Source organism: Streptomyces sp. NPDC058001 (genome assembly GCF_042886315.1).
Lineage (GTDB): Bacteria > Actinomycetota > Actinomycetes > Streptomycetales > Streptomycetaceae > Streptomyces.
The window spans coordinates 11,819-29,746 of sequence record NZ_JBHVQT010000025.1; the positions used below are offsets into that span (position 1 = coordinate 11,819).

20 protein-coding genes are annotated in these 17,928 nt (G+C 72.4%); 5 read left to right on the forward strand and 15 right to left on the reverse strand.

The features are described from left to right. The first annotated feature begins 8 nt into the window (after positions 1–8). From ACFVT5_RS41590 to ACFVT5_RS41605, 4 genes are all read left to right on the forward strand, one after another. Positions 9–935, forward strand: coding sequence for an ABC transporter ATP-binding protein (locus ACFVT5_RS41590; RefSeq protein ID WP_389899339.1), 927 nt, complete (start codon positions 9–11; stop codon positions 933–935). After that, entirely contained in the window at positions 928–1,599 is a 672-nt protein-coding gene (locus tag ACFVT5_RS41595; protein WP_389899341.1) for an ABC transporter ATP-binding protein, read from the forward strand. The genes ACFVT5_RS41590 and ACFVT5_RS41595 overlap by 8 nt, the downstream gene beginning before the upstream one ends. A 106-nt stretch (positions 1,600–1,705) precedes the next feature. Further along, the gene (locus tag ACFVT5_RS41600) at positions 1,706–2,569 is read left to right on the forward strand and encodes a phosphatidylinositol-specific phospholipase C/glycerophosphodiester phosphodiesterase family protein (RefSeq protein WP_389899342.1); all 864 of its coding nucleotides are present in this window, start codon (positions 1,706–1,708) and stop codon (positions 2,567–2,569) included. Between the two features lie 144 nt (positions 2,570–2,713). Beyond that, positions 2,714–2,908, forward strand: coding sequence for a hypothetical protein (locus tag ACFVT5_RS41605; RefSeq protein ID WP_389899344.1), 195 nt, complete (start codon positions 2,714–2,716; stop codon positions 2,906–2,908). 25 nt (positions 2,909–2,933) lie between these two features. On the opposite strand, the gene ACFVT5_RS41610 is transcribed toward ACFVT5_RS41605, so the two are convergent. The 12 genes from ACFVT5_RS41610 to ACFVT5_RS41665 all read right to left on the reverse strand — a co-directional run bounded on the left by ACFVT5_RS41610 (position 2,934) and on the right by ACFVT5_RS41665 (position 15,328). Continuing rightward, positions 2,934–3,584, reverse strand: a complete 651-nt coding sequence (locus ACFVT5_RS41610) for a class F sortase (RefSeq protein ID WP_389899345.1) — start codon at positions 3,582–3,584, stop codon at positions 2,934–2,936. Between the two features lie 80 nt (positions 3,585–3,664). Continuing rightward, positions 3,665–4,024: a sortase-dependent protein gene (locus ACFVT5_RS41615; RefSeq protein WP_389899346.1), complete on the reverse strand. Its 360-nt coding sequence runs from the start codon at positions 4,022–4,024 to the stop codon at positions 3,665–3,667. A gap of 104 nt (positions 4,025–4,128) precedes the next feature. Then, positions 4,129–6,282, reverse strand: a complete 2,154-nt coding sequence (locus ACFVT5_RS41620) for an ATP-binding protein (protein ID WP_389899348.1) — start codon at positions 6,280–6,282, stop codon at positions 4,129–4,131. Further along, positions 6,269–7,012, reverse strand: a complete 744-nt coding sequence (locus ACFVT5_RS41625; protein WP_389899384.1) for a response regulator transcription factor — start codon at positions 7,010–7,012, stop codon at positions 6,269–6,271. The genes ACFVT5_RS41620 and ACFVT5_RS41625 overlap by 14 nt, the downstream gene beginning before the upstream one ends. An 81-nt stretch (positions 7,013–7,093) precedes the next feature. Then, a complete protein-coding gene (locus ACFVT5_RS41630; RefSeq protein ID WP_389899349.1) occupies positions 7,094–8,290 on the reverse strand; it encodes a phosphodiester glycosidase family protein in 1,197 nt (398 codons plus the stop codon). Positions 8,291–8,536: 246 nt separating this feature from the next. Further along, positions 8,537–8,914 (reverse strand): DUF779 domain-containing protein, encoded by a 378-nt coding sequence (locus tag ACFVT5_RS41635; RefSeq protein ID WP_389899350.1) that lies wholly within the window; start codon positions 8,912–8,914, stop codon positions 8,537–8,539. Positions 8,915–9,041: 127 nt separating this feature from the next. Beyond that, on the reverse strand, positions 9,042–10,112 hold the full coding sequence (gene hypE / locus ACFVT5_RS41640; RefSeq protein WP_389899351.1) for a hydrogenase expression/formation protein HypE: 1,071 nt from the start codon (positions 10,110–10,112) through the stop codon (positions 9,042–9,044). Continuing rightward, positions 10,105–11,325, reverse strand: coding sequence for a hydrogenase formation protein HypD (gene hypD / locus ACFVT5_RS41645; RefSeq protein WP_389899352.1), 1,221 nt, complete (start codon positions 11,323–11,325; stop codon positions 10,105–10,107). The genes hypE and hypD overlap by 8 nt, the downstream gene beginning before the upstream one ends. Next, positions 11,322–11,717: a HypC/HybG/HupF family hydrogenase formation chaperone gene (locus ACFVT5_RS41650; protein ID WP_389899353.1), complete on the reverse strand. Its 396-nt coding sequence runs from the start codon at positions 11,715–11,717 to the stop codon at positions 11,322–11,324. The genes hypD and ACFVT5_RS41650 overlap by 4 nt, the downstream gene beginning before the upstream one ends. After that, positions 11,714–14,176, reverse strand: coding sequence for a carbamoyltransferase HypF (gene hypF / locus ACFVT5_RS41655; RefSeq protein ID WP_389899354.1), 2,463 nt, complete (start codon positions 14,174–14,176; stop codon positions 11,714–11,716). The genes ACFVT5_RS41650 and hypF overlap by 4 nt, the downstream gene beginning before the upstream one ends. After that, entirely contained in the window at positions 14,173–14,982 is an 810-nt protein-coding gene (gene hypB / locus ACFVT5_RS41660; RefSeq protein WP_389899355.1) for a hydrogenase nickel incorporation protein HypB, read from the reverse strand. The genes hypF and hypB overlap by 4 nt, the downstream gene beginning before the upstream one ends. Continuing rightward, positions 14,966–15,328 carry a hydrogenase maturation nickel metallochaperone HypA gene (locus ACFVT5_RS41665; RefSeq protein WP_389899356.1) on the reverse strand — a complete coding sequence of 121 codons (363 nt, stop codon included), beginning with the start codon at positions 15,326–15,328 and terminating at the stop codon, positions 14,966–14,968. Before ACFVT5_RS41665 ends, hypB begins: the two co-directional genes overlap by 17 nt. A gap of 55 nt (positions 15,329–15,383) precedes the next feature. Between ACFVT5_RS41665 and ACFVT5_RS41670 the strand changes: the two genes are divergently transcribed. Then, the gene (locus ACFVT5_RS41670) at positions 15,384–15,794 is read left to right on the forward strand and encodes a helix-turn-helix transcriptional regulator (RefSeq protein WP_389899357.1); all 411 of its coding nucleotides are present in this window, start codon (positions 15,384–15,386) and stop codon (positions 15,792–15,794) included. Here the strand turns inward: ACFVT5_RS41670 and ACFVT5_RS41675 are convergent. From ACFVT5_RS41675 to ACFVT5_RS41685, 3 genes are all read right to left on the reverse strand, one after another. Continuing rightward, positions 15,770–15,874, reverse strand: a complete 105-nt coding sequence (locus tag ACFVT5_RS41675) for a DUF6893 family small protein (protein ID WP_389899358.1) — start codon at positions 15,872–15,874, stop codon at positions 15,770–15,772. The genes ACFVT5_RS41670 and ACFVT5_RS41675 overlap by 25 nt on opposite strands. Before the next feature lie 78 nt (positions 15,875–15,952). Continuing rightward, complete coding sequence (locus tag ACFVT5_RS41680; protein ID WP_389899359.1) at positions 15,953–16,507, reverse strand: hydrogenase maturation protease; 555 nt, start codon at positions 16,505–16,507, stop codon at positions 15,953–15,955. Continuing rightward, entirely contained in the window at positions 16,504–17,928 is a 1,425-nt protein-coding gene (locus ACFVT5_RS41685; protein WP_389899360.1) for a hypothetical protein, read from the reverse strand. The genes ACFVT5_RS41680 and ACFVT5_RS41685 overlap by 4 nt, the downstream gene beginning before the upstream one ends.

Sequence of the window (17,928 nt, forward strand, 5' to 3'; positions counted from 1 at the left end):
GGTTCCGGATGCGCGAGGGCACCTTCGTGCACGCCGTCACCGACGCCCGGTTCGACCTCGCGGCGGGGGAGTGCCTGGCCCTCGTCGGCGAGAGCGGCTGCGGCAAGTCCGTCCTGGCCTCCGCCCTGCTCGGGCTGCTCCCCGGCAACGCCGACGCCACCGGCTCCGCCGTCATCGGCGGCGACACCGACCTGCTCACCGCGGGCGAACACACCCTGGCCCGCACGGTACGGGGACGCCGCGTCGGCCTCGTACCGCAGAGTCCCGCCGCGCATCTGACCCCCGTACGCACCGTGCGCTCGCATCTGGTGGAGACGCTGCGGGAGGTGGCGCGCGTCCCCAGGGCGGAGCTGCGGGACGCCGTCGGGGCCGCGGCGGAGCGGGCCGCCTTTCCCGCCGACCACCTCGACCGCTACCCGCACGAACTCTCCGGCGGACTCGCCCAGCGGGCCGCCACGGCGCTCGCCCTGGTCGGTGACGCCCCGCTGCTGCTCGCCGACGAACCCACCACCGGCCTCGACCGGGACCTGGTGGACCGTACCGTCGACGAACTGCGCCGCCACACCGGCGACCGGCGTGCGCTCCTGCTCATCACCCACGACCTGTCGGCCGCGGCCCGCATCGCCGACCGCGTCGCCGTGATGTACGCGGGCCGGATCGTGGAAATCGCCGACGCGCCCGCCTTCTTCGGCACGCCGGGCCCCCGACACCCTTATGCGCGCGGCCTGTTGAACGCGCTGCCCGAGCGGGACTTCACCCCGATACCGGGGATGCCGCCGGAGCTCTCGGCGCTGCCTAACGGATGCGCCTTCGCCGTGCGCTGTTCCCGGGCGACGGACCTCTGCGGCACGCTGCCGGCCTTCCGGGACGTCGCCTGCCACCACCCCCTGGCCCACGAGGCGGCGGCCGTCCCCTCGGAGGTGCCCGGTGCTTGAACTCCGTTCCCTCACCGCCGGATACGACCGCCGCGCCGCGGTCGTCCGGAACGTCTCGCTGCGCGTCGGCGCCGGCGAGTCGGTGGGACTGCTCGGCCCCAGCGGATGCGGCAAGTCCACGCTCGCCCGGGTCGCCGCCCTGCTGCACCGCCCCGACTCCGGCGACGTCGTCCTCGACGGCGCCCCGGTCCTGGGCTGGCGCCATCGCGCGCCGCGCGCCCAACGCACCGCCATCGGGGTCGCCTTCCAGCAGCCCCGCCTCTCCGCCGACCCACGGCTGCGGCTCGCCGACCTCATCGCCGAACCCCTCCGTGCCACCGGCCGTGCCTCCGAAGTGGTCGACCGGACGAGGGAGTTGGCACGCACGGTCGGCCTGGGTGAGGACCTCATGGGCCGGAGACCCCACGAGGTCAGCGACGGACAGCTCCAGCGCGCCTGCCTGGCCCGCGCCCTCGTCCTGCGGCCCCGGCTCCTGATCTGCGACGAGATGACGGCCATGCTCGACGCCTCCACCACGGCCGCCCTGGTCGCCGTCGTGGAGAAGTACCGGAGCGCGACGGGCGCAGCCCTCCTCGCGGTCGGCCACGACCGCACCCTGCTGGAACGGTGGTGCGGGCGGACAGTGCACTGGGAGGAACTCGCAGGACCAGAGGCGGCGCGGTGAATCAAGGGTGGCGATCGCGCCAACTCCTCGTCGCGGGGGCTCCGATCGCCGGCCGGCGACCGCATACTCACTGGCGACCTGTACGGCACCCCCACGGGAGCAGAACATGGCCTTCACCACCCGCCGCGCCGCCCTCACCACCTTCGGCGCCGCACTCGCCGGAACCGTCGCCGCGCCCACCGCGTTCGCGCGGAGCGACGGGCGCGGGCACGGTCCCCGTCCGCTGGGACGCGCGCACGCCCACAACGACTACGAGCACACCCGGCCCCTGTTCGACGCGCTCGACCACCGCTTCGGCAGCGTGGAGGCCGACATCTGGCTGGTCGACGGCGCACTCCTGGTCGCCCACGACGCGGTCGACCTCGACCCGGCCCGCACCCTCGAATCGCTCTACCTCGACCCGCTGGCCGCCCGCGTCCGGGCCAACCACGGCTCGGTGTACCGGGGATGGCGCACCCCGCTGCAACTCCTCATCGACATCAAGACCGAGGGCGCGTCCACCTACCGCGAACTCGACCGGCGACTGCGCCCCTACCGGCACCTCCTCACCGGCTACACGGACGGCCGGGTGCGCCGGGGCGCCGTCACGGCAGTGATCTCCGGTGACCGCGCCGCCCGAGCCCCGATGGAGGCGCAGCGCACCCGGTACGCCTTCTACGACGGCCGCCTCACCGACCTCGGCACCGCGGCGCCCGCCTCCTTCGTGTCCCTGATCAGCGACAACTGGACCAACAACTTCACCTGGCAGGGCACGGGACCGTTCCCCGCCGCCGAACGCGACAAGCTGCGCGGCATCGTCTCCGACGCCCACCGGCGCGGCCAGCAGGTCCGCTTCTGGGCCACGCCCGACCTCGCGGGACCGGCCCGTGACGCCCTCTGGGCCGAACTGCTCGCCGCCGACGTCGACTTCCTCAACACCGATGACCTGGCGGGCCTGGAGGCGTTCCTCGACGCCCACGACAAGCGGTAACCGGCCGGGCGGCACCTCGTCCCAGGACGGTCACACCCAGTCAACACACGTTCGGCGGACACGTCACTCGCCCGGACGAGCCCTCCGCTACGCGACACTTGCGGCCGAAAGCCACGGGTGCCGACGTGGCGGAGGAGGGTGACGATGGCCATTTCCATCTCTGTGGTGCTGCTTCTGCTGATCCTCGCCGTGGTCTTCCTGCGCAACGGCGCACTCAAGATCTCGCATGCCCTGGTCTGCGTCCTGCTCGGTTTCTTCCTCGCGAGTTCGAGCATGGCGCCGACCATCCACGACGGCCTCACGACGACCGCCGACATCGTCAGCAGCCTCAGGCCCTGACGCGACCTCAAGCCCTGACGGGGCCTCAAGCCTTGAGGGTCGCGTACACGATCAGATTGTCCACCGGGTGCCCCTGCGCGTCGAACGCGCCGTCGCACGTCACGAGCCGCAACTCGGGCCCCTTCGTGGCCCCGTAGACCTTCCTGGTGGGGAACGTCCCCTTGCTCACCGTCTCGGTGCCCGTCACCGTGAAGTGCACGGTCGCGCCCCGCTTGTTCCGTACGGCGATGTCCGCGCCCTTGGCGATCTTCTTCAGGTCATGGAAGACGGCATGTCCGTACCGCGTGTCGTTGTGGCCGATGATGACGGCGGGCCCGTGCTCACCGGGCACCGCCCCTCCCGTGTACCAGCCCGCGGTCATGCCCTTCTCGGCCGGCGGCACCTCGACCGTGCCGTCCTTGTTCAGGCCCAGCGGCATCAACGTGCTGGACACATCCAGGGAAGGGATGGCCACATGGGCCGGATCGGGTGCCGCGGGCGGGCGTTCGGAGCCGGGTGCGGAGGGGTCGGACTCCGTCCCCCGCTCGGGCTTCGACGACGCGTCGGAGGTGATGGACACATCGGATGCGGCGGGCGCGTCGGAGGCGCCGGACGAACAGCCGGTGAGCAGAAGGAGCGTGGCCGTCGCGGCGAGCGCGAGGCGCCTTGCGGGGGGTGCGGTCAGAGGCGTGGGCATCGGTTCCCGGGATCTCCAGAGGGCGGGGCGGCCGGTCGGGTGGCGCCGCCCGTCATGGACGGCGCCACCCGGTCGGAACGTCAGCCGTTGCGGTGGGCCGAGGTCGAGCGGCGGCGGATCACGAAGGTGCCGGCGCCCGCGAGGAGCGCGGCACCCGCCGCCGTACCGGCGAGCGCACCGGTGCCGGAGCCGCTGTCGGCAGGACGCTCACCGGCGGCCACGCCACCGCGTGGAGCGGTGACGGCCGGGGTGGGCGTCGCGGTGCGGTCCGGAGCGTCGGAAGGGCGGGCCGACGGCGCCTTCGAGGCCGTCGCCTCCGGCTGCTTGGTGACCGCCGGGGTGGGCGAGTCCGTGGCGAAGGCCGCGGTGGACGGGACGAGCACGCCGCCGACCGTCGCGCTGAGCAGCGCGATGGTACGCAGGGACGGGCGGTGGGACATGACGGTGGCTCCATTCCAGCTGGGCAATGTGGGGTGCCCGCGACCGGCGTGAACCGCCGCCACGGGCATGACCGCAAGGCTGGCGTGAAGTTATGAAGAACCTGTCAGATCGCTGTGGTCATCGCATCAGCCTCGGCCCGCTCCGAGACCTCGGCGGGGGCCGGGAGGCGCAGCGAGAACACCGAGCCCACGCCGACCTCGCTCGACACCCGTACGGCGCCGCCGTGCGCCTCGGTGAGTTTGCGGACGATCGCCAGACCGAGACCACTGCCTCCGGTCCTGCGGCTGCGGGACTTCTCGGCCCGCCAGAACCGGTCGAAGACATACGGCAGATCGGCCTCCGGAATGCCCTCGCCGGTGTCCCGCACCTCCACGACGACACCCTTCCCGTCCTGCTCCCTGTCGCCTTCGGGGTCCCGTACCGCCCGCAGCGTGACCTCGCCGCCGGACGGCGTGTGCCGGACCGCGTTGGAGACGAGGTTGCCGATCGCCTGCCGCAGCCGGACCGGGTCAACGGTCAGGACGGGCAGGTCGTCGGCGGGCGGGACGGACACCGTGAGCGTGACGCCCGCCGTCTCGGCCTGGGCCTGGTGCGCCGCCGCGACCTGTCCGACGAGGTCATCGATCCGTACGGGTTCGGGGTGCAGTCGCAGCGCGCCCGCGTCGGCCTCGGCCAGGTCCTGCAAGTCGTCGATGATGTGCTGGAGTTGGACGGCCTCCTCCAGGAGCGAGGAGACGAACGGACCGTCCGGTTCCGCGATGCCGTCCTGCGCCGCCTCCAGCCAGCCCCGGATGTTGCTCAGCGGAGTCCGCAACTCGTGCGCGACATCGCTGACCATCACCTTCCGCTGCCGCTCCAGACGCGCGCGGTGTTCCGCCATGTCGTTGAAGGCCGTCGCGAGCCGGCCGATCTCGTTGTCCGCCGTGACCGGCACCGGCGCCGAGTCCTCGCCGTCCTTCATCCGCTGTGCCGCGCCCGTCAGCGCGTGCAGCGGCCGGACCAGCCGTCGGCCCGTCAGTACCGAAGCGCCCACCGTGAGGGCGAGCACCAGCGCGGCGGCGCCCGCGATCTGGGCGGTGTTGGCGGGGGACAGGTCGAAGCCGGGCACCGTGGCGCCGCCCGGATCCGCGATGAACAGCAGTGCGGGCGCGGCCACATAGGTGCTGAGCTGTTCCCGGCGGGCGGTGCCCACACAGGACGCCACGGCCGAGTCGTCGACCTCGGAGCGCACCCCAGGTGCCGCCCCCGCCGTCGTCCAGGTCAGGTCCAGGTTGAGCTTGACGTCCTCATGGTTGCCGCGCGCCAGACAGAGGTTCGTCAGATGGGTGAGCGCGGTCAGCGCCTTGGCCTCGGTCCGGGTCGGCTCGTCGGCATCCACCACCGCGCACCGGTAGGCAAGGGACTGGGCGGCCTCCGACACACGAGCGGAGTCGTCGGCGGTCCGCAGTCTGGGGCGCCCGTTCGGGGCGGCGACGACGTCCACCGCCACACCGTTGCGCCGCAGACACTCCGCCTCCCGCTTCGCGACCACGCCCAGAGCCTTCTGCTCCGCCGCCGGCAACTTGAAGGGGCCCACGGCACGCGGGTCGATGCGGTCGGTCGACGTGACCGGCGCGTCGGCGGGCGGCGTGGCGGGCTCCGTCCGGACTTCGGGGGACTTCACGGGGGCGCCCGGGGCCGGGGCACGGGAGTCGGGGACCGAGGTCGGTGCGGCGCTCGCCACCGGCTGCGGCGCCATCGTCGGTGTCGGCGAGCGGGACGCCCCGGACACCCAGGAGACGCCGGCGGGCGGGTCGGAGAGTTCCGCGCCCGACGCGGACAGGGCCGTGTCGACGGACAGCGGGTCGACCACCGCCGAGACCCGGCGCGGCAGGGCGGACGGTGTCGCACCGGAGTCTGAGCTGGAGTCCGCGAGCGGGCGGCGGTTCTGCGCGGTCACCGTGATCCGGCGCCCGGTCCGTTCCGCCAACTGCTCGACGGTGCCGCCCACGTCGTCCCAGTCCGGATGCGTGGCCGCGTACCCGAGCAGGGTCGTGTAGATGTGCGTGTCGTCGGCGAGGTTCTGCCCCTGCTCCTGCTTGATCGCCCCGGACGTGGTCTGCGCCGCGAGCCAGGCCGTCGCCACCACCGAGCAGGCCGCGACGGCCGCCGACACGGCGAGGAAGCGCCCCAGCAGACTCTTGCGCAACGGCAGCCGCGCGCCCCGCCGTTCACGGGCACGGGTATCCCCGCCACCGGAACCGCTACCGCGACGCATCGCGCGCGCCTCGCGCCGGGACCCGCGCTTCCCGGGCCCGGCCCGGATCCGTCAGCTTGTAGCCGACCCCGAAGACGGTGAGCAGCCGCACCGGGCTGCGCGGCGCGGGCTCCACCTTCTTCCGCAGATTCATGATGTGGACGTCGACCGTCCGTCCACTGATGTACCGGTCGAAACCGTGCAGTTCCTCCAGGAGTCGCTGCCGGGTGAACACACGGTCCGGTTCGGCGGCCATCGCGGCGAGAATCCGGAACTCACCGGGCGTGCACTCGACGGCCTCTCCGTCGATACGCACCTCGTGCCGGTCCGGGTCGACGACCAGCGCCCCCACGGTCAGCGTTGCCGACGGCTCCACCGGCTCCGCGTCCCGCCCCGTCCGCCGGCTGCGTCGCAGCAGGGTGCGTACGCGGGCCATCAACTCCCGGGGACTGTACGGCTTCGTCATGTAGTCGTCGGCGCCCAGATCGAGCCCGAGCAGCAGATCGTCCTCCGTAGTGCGGGCCGTCAGCATCAGAACCGGCAGCTCCCGCTCCTCCGCCCGCAGCACCCGGACCACATCGAGACCGTCGGCCCGGGGCATCATCACGTCGAGCACGAGCAGGTCCGGCTCTCTCTGCCGGACCTGCTCAAGAACGGCGAGCCCGTCCCGTACCACCGTGACGGAATGCCCCTCACGTTCCAGATAGCGACGGACCAGCTCGGCCTGTTTGTCGTCGTCCTCGGCGACCATGACGTATGCGCACACGCGGTCGATCGTAGGCGAGTGCCGTGGTGGCGGAGTACGACGATCCGTTCGGTGCCGTGCGAGAGTTCAGCGCCGTGAGAAGACGCCGATGCCGTTCGCGACGGCCCGTTCCGTGCCGTCGCTCGGATGGTTGCGTACCGACACGGTGGCCGCGCCCGGTGCGCGGGCCGCCAGCGTCGATGAACCGCCGCCGTCCAGACTGAACGCGTCCCGCGACCCCAACCCCCGCATCACGTCGGCGACTTCGGCGATGTTCAGTCCGGTACGGGAGGTGGGCGCGCCGTCCAGGGCGAGCAGGAGGAGTTGTCGTCCGCCGTCCGCGATGCCCGCCGCCGTGCGCACGGCCGACGTCCGCGCGTCCAGACCGGGCAGCGCCGCCCCGTCCCGCAGCACCGGATAGCCACCGATCGCGAAGCGGTACGGGATCCGGGAGGTGGCGGCGACCAGCCGGTGCCGTACCTTCACCCGGTCGCCCGGCGACAGCTTCCGCAGCTCCTGGGCGCCCGCCTCACGGCCCACGAGCACCGTCGTACCTGCCGGGACGGGGCCGCTGCCCGGTGTGTCCGCCGACGCGACCACCTTGCCGTGCCGCACGGTCACCTCATGGGTGTCGGCACTGCACGGCGCCGCCCGGTCGGTGTCCGTTCCGCAGGTGGCGCGGACCCGGGACACGCTGCCCCAGTCCGAGGTGAACGCGCCCACCGAACCCACCGGCAGCGCGTACTGGTTGAGCCCGCGCAGCGGCAGCCGGGCCGTGGCTGTGGTGACCGAGCCGTCCAGGGCGATCCGGTCCAGGCGGGCGCGGCCGTCGGTGCCGACGCCGAGGACGTCCTCGGTGGTCGTGCCGGGCGGCAGGGCCGGACCGAAGCGCTGTCCGTTCGGGACGGCCGCCTTGAGGGCGCGCCCCGAGCCGATCGCGGGCCCGACGGCCGCGCCGGTCGCCGCGACTCCGGGATGCTGGGTCTCGGTGATGTTGAAGAAGTCGCCGTTGACGCCCGCGACGGCTCCCGCGGAGTCGGCGAGCGAGGAGATCGTGGCGCGCGAGCCCACCGCCGGGGGCCGCAGCAGATCCACCTTCACGTGCCGGTCGCGCAGATCGACGGTCAGCAGATGCGCGTGGGTCGGGCCCTTCGCCGCCGCGATGTCGAACTCGCGGTACGTGACTCCGGGAGCGACCGGCACCTCCGGCGGCCCGGCCTGACGCTCCGCGCCGCTGGCGGGCGCCGCTCCCGAGAGCACCGCACCGGCCAGCGCGCCGGACATCGCCAGTGCGGTCAGCCCCGTTCCGACCCGTCTCCGTCCCCTACGTGTTCGACGTTCCGGCGCCCCTAACTCCGGTGTCTGTCCTGTCCGTTCCCGATTCCGTACCGCCGCACCTGCCATGACAGGGCCCGCCCTCTCCGCTCCGGCCGGCTGCCGCCGTCCCGCCCCGCCGTTGGTCAACCGGCGGCGGACGGCGCGCAGTTCAGAAGGAGGGAGTCCATCAGACGGAGGGGGCCCTGTCAGTGGCTATGTGCCGACAAGGCGGGAACGGATCAGAAAACGTACCCCTTCGGGTGCTTCCAGCGAGAAACCGCTGCCCCGGCCCTCGACGACATCGACGATCAGCCGGGTGTGGCTCCACACCTCGTACTGACTCCTCGACATCCAGAACGTGACGGGTTCCGCCACACCGTCCACGGCCAGCTCCGCGAGGAGTATGTCGGACGCGCCCGTGCGGAACTCGCCCTCGGGGTAACACATCGGCGCGCTGCCGTCGCAGCAGCCGCCGGACTGGTGGAACATCAGCGGGCCGTGGGCCTCGCGCAGCCGGCGCAGCAGCTCGGCCGCCGCCGGGGTCAGCTCCACCCGCGCGGCACCCTCGCCGGCCGGCCGGGCGCCGCTCATCGCGCGGTCTCGTAAGGGTCCATGGCGTAACAGTCCATGGGGTAACGGTCCATGGGGTCAGGGTCCATGGGAGCCAGTCGAGCACGCGTCAGGTTGCGAGAAGGTTGCAGTGGGCGGTGGGTGATCGTCAGCAGATGCGGGGCAGTTGCTCGCCGAGCGGCATGTCCACCACCCGTGTGCCGCCGAGCCCGGTGGCCGCGACCACCATGCCCGGATGGTCGGCGACACAGTGGCCGATCGTCACGGACTCCTTGCCCAGCGGGTGCGCGCGCATCGCCTCAAGGACCGCGTCGGCGTGCTCCGGCGGGACGAACGCGACCAACTTGCCCTCGTTCGCGACATAGAGCGGGTCGAGCCCGAGGAAGGCGCAGGCGTTCGCCACGGTGTCCGGGACGGGCAGGGCGCGCTCGTCCAGGGTGATCCCCACACCGGCCGCCGCCGCGATCTCGTTGAGCGAGGTCGCCAGGCCGCCACGAGTGGGGTCGCGCAGCACATGGATGCCGGGGTGCGCGGCCAGCATGTCGGCGACCAGACCGGCCAGCGACGCGGTGTCGCTCTGGATCTCGACGCCGAACTCCAGCCCCTCGCGCACGCTCATGATCGCCACACCGTGCACCCCGATGGGGCCACTGACCAGCACCACGTCACCGGGCGCCGCGCGCTGCGGGCGCAGGTCGACGCCGTCCGGGATCAGGCCGATCCCGGCGGTGTTGATGAAGACGCCGTCGCCGTGCCCCGCGTCGACGACCTTGGTGTCGCCGGTCGCCACCACCACGCCGGCCGTGCGCGCCGCCGCACCCAGGGCCTCGGCGACCCGCCCCACGACGGCGAGTTCGATGCCCTCCTCCAGGATGAACCCGCAGGACAGATACGAGGGCACGGCCCCCACCATCGCCAGGTCGTTGACGGTCCCGTTGACAGCGAGGTCACCGATGCTGCCGCCGGGGAAGAACAGGGGACGTACCACGAAGGAATCGGTCGAGAACGCGAGCCGGGCGCCGCCCAGAGTGAGATGGGCCGAGTCGCCCAGCTCGGCGAGAATGTCGCTGCCGAAGGCCGGGGCGAAGAGATGCTCCACCAACTCGGCGGAGAGTGTGCCGCCACCGCCGTGACCCATCACGATCCTGTCGTGGTCGCGCAGCGGCGCGGGGCAGGTCCAGCCGGAGAAGTCGGCGGGGGCCGAAGCGGTGTCAGCCAACGGAACTCGCCTCCTTGCTCGACGTCTTCGCACCGGCACCGTTCGCACCGGCACCGTTCGCACCGGCACCGTTCGTGCTGGCGTCCTTCGCGTCGGACGCCTCCTGTGCCGCGCCCGCGTCCGGTGTCTCCAGGCGCCGGTACAGGTAGTACGCGGCGCACGCGCCCTCGCTGGACACCATCGTGGCGCCGAGCGGATTGCGCGGGGTGCACTCCTTGCCGAAGGCGGCGCACTCGTGCGGCTTGATGAGGCCCTGGAGCACCTCGCCACTGCGGCAGACCGTCGACTCCTGGGTGTCGATGCCGCTCACCGCGAAGCGGTACTCCGCGTCGTACTCACGGTACTTGGGGGAGAGCCGCCAGCCGCTCTGCGGAATCATGCCGATACCGCGCCAGGCCCGGTCGGTCGTCTCGAAGACGTCCGCCAGCATGGCGCGGGCCGCGGGGCTTCCGTCGGCCTGTACGGCACGCGGGTAGGCGTTCTCCAAGGTGTGCTCGCCCGCCTCCAGTTGGCGTACCGCCCGGCGGATGCCCTCCAGGATGTCCAGCGGTTCGAAGCCGGTCACGACGATCGGGACCCGGTGCCGCTCGGCCAGTTCGGGGTACTCGTTGGTGCCCATCACCGTGCAGACATGTCCTGCGGCGAGGAACGCCTGCACCCGGCAGTCCGGCGAGTTCATGATCGCGTCGATGGCCGGGGGCACCCGGACATGCGAGACCAGGAGACTGAAGTTGGCGATGCCGAGCTTCTTCGCCTGGTACACGGTCATCGCGTTCGGCGGCGCCGTGGTCTCGAAGCCGATCCCGAAGAAGACGACCTGACGGTCCGGGTTCTGCTGCGCGATCCGCAGGGCGTCCAGCGGCGAGTACACGACCCGTACGTCCGCGCCCTCGCTCTTGACCTTGAACAGATCGCGTCCGCTGCCGGGCACCCGCAGCATGTCGCCGAAGGAGCAGAAGATCACTTCGGGCCGTGACGCGATCTCCAGGGCCTTGTCGATGATCTCCAGCGGGGTCACACAGACCGGGCAGCCCGGCCCGTGGATCAGCTGGATCTCGTCGGGCAGCAACTGGTCGATGCCGTGCCGGATGATCGAGTGCGTCTGTCCGCCGCACACCTCCATGAGCGACCAGGGCTGTGTGGTGACGGCCCGTATGTCGTCGAAGAGCCGCTTCGCGAGGACCGGATCGCTGAACTCGTCGAGATACTTCATGACCGCGCCTCCTTGTCATCCGGGATGCCGGCACCATGGCCGGGGGCCGCGCCGGTCGGTGCTCCGGCGCCCGGGAGCCCGGTACCGGCGGGGCGTTGGGCGCCCGCGTCCCTGGCGGCCTTGCCCCAGGCGTCCCCGAACTCCTCATCGAGGACCCCGAGGTTCTCGAACAGCTCCAGGGTCTGTTTCGCGGACTCCTCGTCCAGCCGCTGCAAGGCGAACCCGACATGGACGATCGCGTAGTCCCCTACCTGCATGTCCGGTACGTACTCCAGACACACGTCCTTGACGACACCGCCGAAGTCCACCTTGGCCATCCGCGTCGCGTCACGTTCCTCGATCTCCAGCACTCGGCCGGGTACGGCCAGACACATGGCTCGCTCCTCGCTCACCCCGTGATTCGGGAATCGACGGCTCGGGACTCGGGGGCTCGGGAATCCGGGGCTCGGGACGCCTCGGCCCGCGCGGCGACGGCCAGTTGCCCGAGGGCCAGACCGCCGTCGTTGGGCGGCACCCGGTGGTGCCGCAGCACGGTGAAGCCGTCGCCTTCGAGGACGGCGGTGCAGCCCTCGGTGAGCAGGGCGTTGCAGAACACCCCGCCGCTCAGGGCCACCGTCGTGAGGCCGGTGCGTTCGCGTGCCACCGCGCACACCTCCTGGACCAGGGAAACCACGGCCCCGTGGAATCTGCGGGCCACGACCCCCGCCGGAACCCCCGCGCGGACATCCGCGACGGCGGCGGCCAGCACCGGCGCCGGATCGGCGACCAGTGGCGCGAGGCCGTCCGGCTGATGCCCGGGCCCGGCCGTCGGTGGCGCCGCGGAACCCTGGGGCTCCGCTCCCAGCATGAACCCGTACGAGTCGTTCCGCGCGTCGTCACCGACCGGTCCCGACCCCTCGGACAGGGCCGCGTTCTCCAGCTCCATCGCCGCCTGTGCCTCGTACTCCACGCGGTGGCAGACGCCCGCCAGGGACGACACCGCGTCGAACAGGCGGCCCATGCTGGACGTCGGCACGCAGGCCAGCCCGCGCTCCAACTGGCGCCGCAGCAGCCGCCGCTCCTCCGGTGTGGCGGCGGCGGTGCACGGCAGATCGTCCGACCAGGGCAGCCCCGCTGCGCCGAGGTGCGACAGGGCCATCCGGTACGGGTTGCGGACCGCCGCGTCACCGCCCGGCAGCGGCACCGGACGCAGATGGGCGAACCTGCGGTACCCGTCGTAGTCGGCGATCAGCACCTCACCGCCCCAGACGGTCCCGTCGTCGCCGTATCCCGTCCCGTCGAACGCCACCCCGATCACCGGCGCCGAGCCGTCCAGACCGTGTTCCGCCATGGCCGACGCGACATGCGCGTGATGGTGCTGGACCTGCCGCAGCGGCAGCCCCCGGGCCTCGGCGGCGCGGCGGGCCCACTGCGTGGAGCGGTAGCCGGGGTGCCGGTCGGCGATCAGCAGCCGCGGGGCGACGGAGGTGAGGTCCGTCAGATGCGCGGTGGCCCGTTCGAACGCGGTCAGCGTGGCCAGGTCGTCCATGTCCCCGACATGCGCCGACAGCCACGCGTAGCGGCCGTCTCCGACACAGAACGTGTTCTTCAGATCACCACCGACAGCGAGTGCCGGCACGACCGGCACGGGCAGCGCCACGGGGAAGGGCGCGTAGCCGCGCGAGCGGCGCACCGGCAGCTCGGCGCCCGCGCAGATCCGTACCACCGAGTCGTCGCACGGCACATGGATGGGGCGGTCGTGGACGAGCCACGCGTCGGCCAGCCCTTCGAGCCGGGTCAGCGCCTCGGCGTCGTCGGTGACGATGGGTTCACCCGCCCGGTTGCCGCTGGTCATGACCAGCACCGCCGGGCCCGGCGGATCCCCGGGCAGCCCGAGCAGCAGCCGGTGCAGCGGGGTGTACGGCAGCATCACGCCGAGGTCGGGGCTGCCGGGCGCGACCCCCGGAGCCACCTCGGCGGCCGTGGCCGCGCGCCGCCGCAGCAGGACGACCGGCTTACGGGGGCCGAGCAGCAGCTCCCGCTCGGCCGCACCGACCATCGCGACGCGCTCGACCGTCTCCAGACCGTCGGCCAGCACCGCGAACGGCTTGCCGCCCCGGTTCTTGCGCTTGCGCAGGGTCCGTACGGCCGTGGGGTCGCCCGCGTCACAGGCCAGGTGATAGCCGCCGAGACCCTTCACCGCGACGACGGCACCTTCGGCGAGCATCCTGCGGGCCACCGCCAGCGCCTCCGCGTCCCGTGGCCCTTCAGGTTCGCGCGGGCCGGTGCGCAGGGTGAGGCGGGGGCCGCAGTGGGGGCAGGCGACGGGCTGCGCGTGGAAGCGCCGGTCGGCCGGGTCGGCGTACTCACGGGCGCAGTCGGGGCACATCGGGAAGCCGGCCATCGTGGTCCGGTCCCGGTCGTACGGCAGCGAGGTCACGATGGTGAACCGGGGGCCGCAGTGTGTACAGGTGACGAAGGGGTGCCGGTAACGCCGGTCCGCCGGGTCCGCCAGCTCGCTCAGACAGGCCGCGCAGGTCGCGGTGTCCGGCGACACCAGGGTGCGGCCGGGACCGCCCGACGAGGGGCGGATGGTGAAGCCCGAGCCGTCGTTCTCCAGCGGTACGCCGCGTTCCTCGACGGATTCCACCACGGCGAGTGGCGGTGCCCGGGTGCCGATGCGCGCGCAGAACGCGGCCACGGCCCGCGCCGGGCCCTCGACCTCGGCGTCGACTCCCTGGGCGTTGTTGGTGACCCAGCCGGTCAGGCCGAGGTCCTCGGCGAGGGTGTACACGAAGGGCCGGAAGCCGACGCCCTGGACCACGCCCCGCACGGTGACGTGCCGGCGCGCGCGGCCCGTGGCCCCGGTCATGACACGGCGTCCCGCTCGTGCGCGGGCACATGATCGTGCCCGTGCGGGTGACCGTTCCCTTGCTGATGGTCATGTTCGTGGGCGTCGGCGTGCTCATGGCTGTGCAGGTACCGCTCGTGCTCGCGTGCCAGGACGGGCGTGTGCGGCTCCGCTCCGTCCACGTACCGCAGGATGTGCGCGAGCAGCGCGTCGACGCCGTCGCCGGTGCGTGCGGAGGTCTCCAGGACCGGCACACCCGGGTTGACCTGCCGTACCCCGCGCAGGAACTCCTCGCGCGCGAAGCCCACGGCGTCCGCGATGTCGGTCTTGGTGACCACGACCAACTGCGCCAGACCGAAGGCCGCCGGGTACTTCACCGGCTTGTCCTCACCCTCGGTCACCGACGCGAGCGCGATGCGCAGGGTCTCGCCGAGGTCGTAGGAGGCCGGGCAGACGAGATTGCCGACGTTCTCCACGAACAGCAGCCGGGTGTCCTCGGGCAGCCACCCTTCGAGCCGCCGCTGGAGCATCCCGGCCTCCAGATGGCAGAGCCCGTCCGTGAGGATCTGCTGGACCGGGGCGCCCGAGCGGGCGAGCCGGGTGGCGTCGTTCTCGGTGGCCAGGTCGGCGGTGACGGCGGCGGCGGGCGTTCCGGCCGCGACCGCCCGGCTCAGCAGCTGTTCGAGCAGGGCTGTCTTGCCGCTGCCGGGGCTGGACAGCAGATTCACGGCCACCGTGCCGCGCGCCGCCAGATAGCGCCGTAGGGCGAGTGCGTGCTCGTCGTTCTTGGCGAGGACGGCCTGATGGAGGTCAACGGTTCGGCACATGGCCCGCCTCCTCGTCGAGTACGACACTGACGATGTCGAGTTCCCGGCCCGCCAGCAGCGTCAGATTCGCGCCGCAGCCGGCGCACCAGAGGACCGGGGGCATTCCGGTCGGGGCGTCCCGGCCGCAGCCGTCGCAGTGCGCCCGTCCCTCCACAGTTTCGATCAGCAGCCGCGCACCCGCCAGCGCGGTGCCGTCGGCCGCGAGACCGAACGAGAAGTCCAGCGCCTCGGGCACCACCCCCGCCAGCTCGCCGATGCGCAGCGTCAGCGACGTGACGCGGTCGCCCGCCCCCACGGCCTCCTGGACCTGGTCCACGACGGCCATCGCGATGGACAGCTCATGCACCGCGCCCACCGCCCGGACGTGCGAGCGTGCCCAGGCTGGCTACGCTGGGAGAACGATGACTGGTCACGAGGTCGAGCGGCGCGCTCTGCTCACCCCGGTGCTGCTCCTGCTGCTGGCCGAGCGTCAAGGTCACGGATACGAACTGGTGCAGCGACTGGGCGCGTTCGGCTGTGCGGAGACCGAGTCGGCCCATGTGTACCGGCTGCTGCGCTCCATGGAGAGCTGCGGCGAGGTCTCCTCGCACTGGGACGCCTCGGACAGCGGCCCCGCGCGCCGTGTCTACGTGATCACGCAGCAGGGCGCGATGGACCTGGCCCTGTGGTTCGTGCGGCTGGGGGAGCTGCACGGCACCCTCCATCTCTTCCTTGAGCGGTATCTCCAGCTCGACGGCATCGGCACCGGTGACCGCTTCGGCGTCGAGGCCGGTCCCGTGTACCGGGATCACATGCGCCGCATGCGTAGATAGCGGCGTGCGTCGGGCAGATTCCTGGCGATTCCATAGGCCACGACGAGGCCCGCGGCGACGCCGATCCAGGTCCATTCCATGCCTGCCTCCATCGGTTCAGCCGTTCAGCCGTTCAGCCGTTCAGCCTTTCAACGGTTCAGCGGTTCAGTTCCATCGGTTCAGCTCCTCCGGGGTCCGGGGGAGTCCGGGCGCACCAGGTCCAGGACCAGGTCCGCCGCTGTCTCCACGGCCTGGGCCACGGGTGGGGTGAGGCCCATGCCCTCGTCCGTCGCACGGGGTTCGCAGCCGACCACGTACACCTCGTCGGGCAGGGAGCCGCCCGCTCCGGCGTGCAGGTCGTGCAGCAGGCCGAGCACGGCCGCGGGGTCCATGGCGTGGGTGTCCAGTGGTACCGCGTCCGGTCCCGTGCCCGGTTCCGTGTCCGGCCGCGCGCCCGGCCGTTCGGGGCCGACATCGATGGTGTAGAGCGTGCCGGGCGGACCGCCCCGGCTCACGGTGTCCACCAGGACGAGGGTCTCGTAGCCGTCGAGCAGCCGGTAGGCGAGATGCACCCCGCGGATCCCTGCGTCCATCAACTCCACGCCGGGCGGCAGCCGAGTCGGCTCCAGGCGGGCGAGCCGCCGGACGGTCTCCACGCCGAACCCGTCGTCCTGGAGGAAGACATTGCCGACGCCGGCGACGAGGACCCGGCGCGGCTGGTCGTGATCGGTCATGGCGCCTCCTTCAGCGGGGCCACCTCATCGGGCTTGAAGTAGAGGAACCGGCCCTGGTCCCGGCGGACATCGGTGCCCGGGTCGTCGTCCACGACCACCGCGAGATGGGTCTCGCCGTCGAGGTCGTTCACCACGGTCTCGACGGTCGCGTGACGGCCGAAGAGGAAGGCGTCCTGTGCGTCGGAGCGGCGCGCTCCGGGGGTGAGCAGGACCCGGCTCCCGGCGCCCACGGTCTCGCCGTCGATGACGACGGTGACCGGGGTCCGATCCGCCTCGGGGTCCTGTGCCGGGTCCCACCAGGGGTGCCCGGAGCCGTCCGGCAGGCTCAGTCCGGCGGCCGGAGAGTCCGCGACGTCGTCGTCGCCTGTCACGTCGCGCAGGCCCCGGATCGCTCCGTGCAGCCGCTCCCGTATCGCTTCCGGCATGCTGTCGACCAGGTCGACGACCTCGGCGGCGCGGGCGTCCGTGCCCCGTGCCTCGCGCTTCTCGCGCTCGGTGAGCGCCGCCGTGCGCAGCGAGAGGATCTCGTCGATCTCGGTGGCGTCGTAGAGCGGTCCGGGGCTCTCGTCCGCGAGGGCCGGGTGGTCCTCCAGGATGATCGGCGAGGACAGCACGATGTCGTCCCCGCCGGGCGGACCCGCCAGGACGGGCCAGGTGCCGTCGTTGTGTGACGCGTCGACGGCGGGGCGCGCCCACTCGGGCGGATCGGTCATCGACAGGAACCGTCCACCGGGCACCCCGAGCAGCAGATGCGTACCGACCATGCTGTGCGGGAGCGCCGCCTCACGACCCGTGTCGGCGGTACTCGCGACGGGAGTGATGTTGCGTACGGTCACGGAGAGGCGTACGGCGCCGTACGGACCGGGCAACTCCTCCACCTGGGGCCGGAGGTCACCCTTGACCCGTGACCCGCGCCGGACCAGCCGGCCCACGGTGCGGCCCTCCTCGTCGGTCACCGACTCATGGGAGGTGGCGGACGGCAGGTCGAACGTCACGGCACGCGCGTGCGCCTGATCCTCCGTCAACTCGGCCAGCGGCGCGTGGATCAGTACGCGTTCCTCGGTGCCCTCGTCCCAGGGCACGAGCACCCGGTCGGGCAACTCCAGCTCGGACACCTCGGTGAACGTGCCGTCGTCCGCGAGCCGTTCGACGGTACGCCGCCGTACCCGCAGGAAGCGCAGTTCCGCGTGGAGCCGGTCGCCTTCGCGCGGCTCCAACAGACACTCCGTGCGCTGTACGTCGTGCTCACCGCCCGTCCCCGCCCACGCGGGCGGCACCAGGACGCCGAACTGCCAGCGCACCCGGTTCTTGGCGGCCGACGCGCGGTACGGGTAGAGGACGTACCCCTCGAACAGCACCGCGTCGGCGACCGCGCGGGCCTGGTCGAAGCCGTCGGCCAAGGGGTTGAGGGAACGCGTCAT

Coding starts and splice junctions, on each gene's coding strand:
- ACFVT5_RS41590 (WP_389899339.1), top strand. CDS start 9: ATGCGCGAGGGCACCTTCGTGCACGCCGTCACCGACGCCCGGTTCGAC.
- ACFVT5_RS41600 (WP_389899342.1), top strand. CDS start 1,706: ATGGCCTTCACCACCCGCCGCGCCGCCCTCACCACCTTCGGCGCCGCA.
- ACFVT5_RS41605 (WP_389899344.1), top strand. CDS start 2,714: ATGGCCATTTCCATCTCTGTGGTGCTGCTTCTGCTGATCCTCGCCGTG.
- ACFVT5_RS41610 (WP_389899345.1), bottom strand. CDS start 3,584: ATGCCCACGCCTCTGACCGCACCCCCCGCAAGGCGCCTCGCGCTCGCC.
- ACFVT5_RS41615 (WP_389899346.1), bottom strand. CDS start 4,024: ATGTCCCACCGCCCGTCCCTGCGTACCATCGCGCTGCTCAGCGCGACG.
- ACFVT5_RS41620 (WP_389899348.1), bottom strand. CDS start 6,282: ATGCGTCGCGGTAGCGGTTCCGGTGGCGGGGATACCCGTGCCCGTGAA.
- ACFVT5_RS41625 (WP_389899384.1), bottom strand. CDS start 7,012: ATGGTCGCCGAGGACGACGACAAACAGGCCGAGCTGGTCCGTCGCTAT.
- ACFVT5_RS41630 (WP_389899349.1), bottom strand. CDS start 8,290: ATGTCCGGCGCGCTGGCCGGTGCGGTGCTCTCGGGAGCGGCGCCCGCC.
- ACFVT5_RS41635 (WP_389899350.1), bottom strand. CDS start 8,914: ATGAGCGGCGCCCGGCCGGCCGGCGAGGGTGCCGCGCGGGTGGAGCTG.
- hypD (WP_389899352.1), bottom strand. CDS start 11,325: ATGAAGTATCTCGACGAGTTCAGCGATCCGGTCCTCGCGAAGCGGCTC.
- hypF (WP_389899354.1), bottom strand. CDS start 14,176: ATGACCGGGGCCACGGGCCGCGCGCGCCGGCACGTCACCGTGCGGGGC.
- hypB (WP_389899355.1), bottom strand. CDS start 14,982: ATGTGCCGAACCGTTGACCTCCATCAGGCCGTCCTCGCCAAGAACGAC.
- ACFVT5_RS41670 (WP_389899357.1), top strand. CDS start 15,384: ATGACTGGTCACGAGGTCGAGCGGCGCGCTCTGCTCACCCCGGTGCTG.
- ACFVT5_RS41675 (WP_389899358.1), bottom strand. CDS start 15,874: ATGGAATGGACCTGGATCGGCGTCGCCGCGGGCCTCGTCGTGGCCTAT.
- ACFVT5_RS41680 (WP_389899359.1), bottom strand. CDS start 16,507: ATGACCGATCACGACCAGCCGCGCCGGGTCCTCGTCGCCGGCGTCGGC.
- ACFVT5_RS41685 (WP_389899360.1), bottom strand. CDS start 17,928: ATGACGCGTTCCCTCAACCCCTTGGCCGACGGCTTCGACCAGGCCCGC.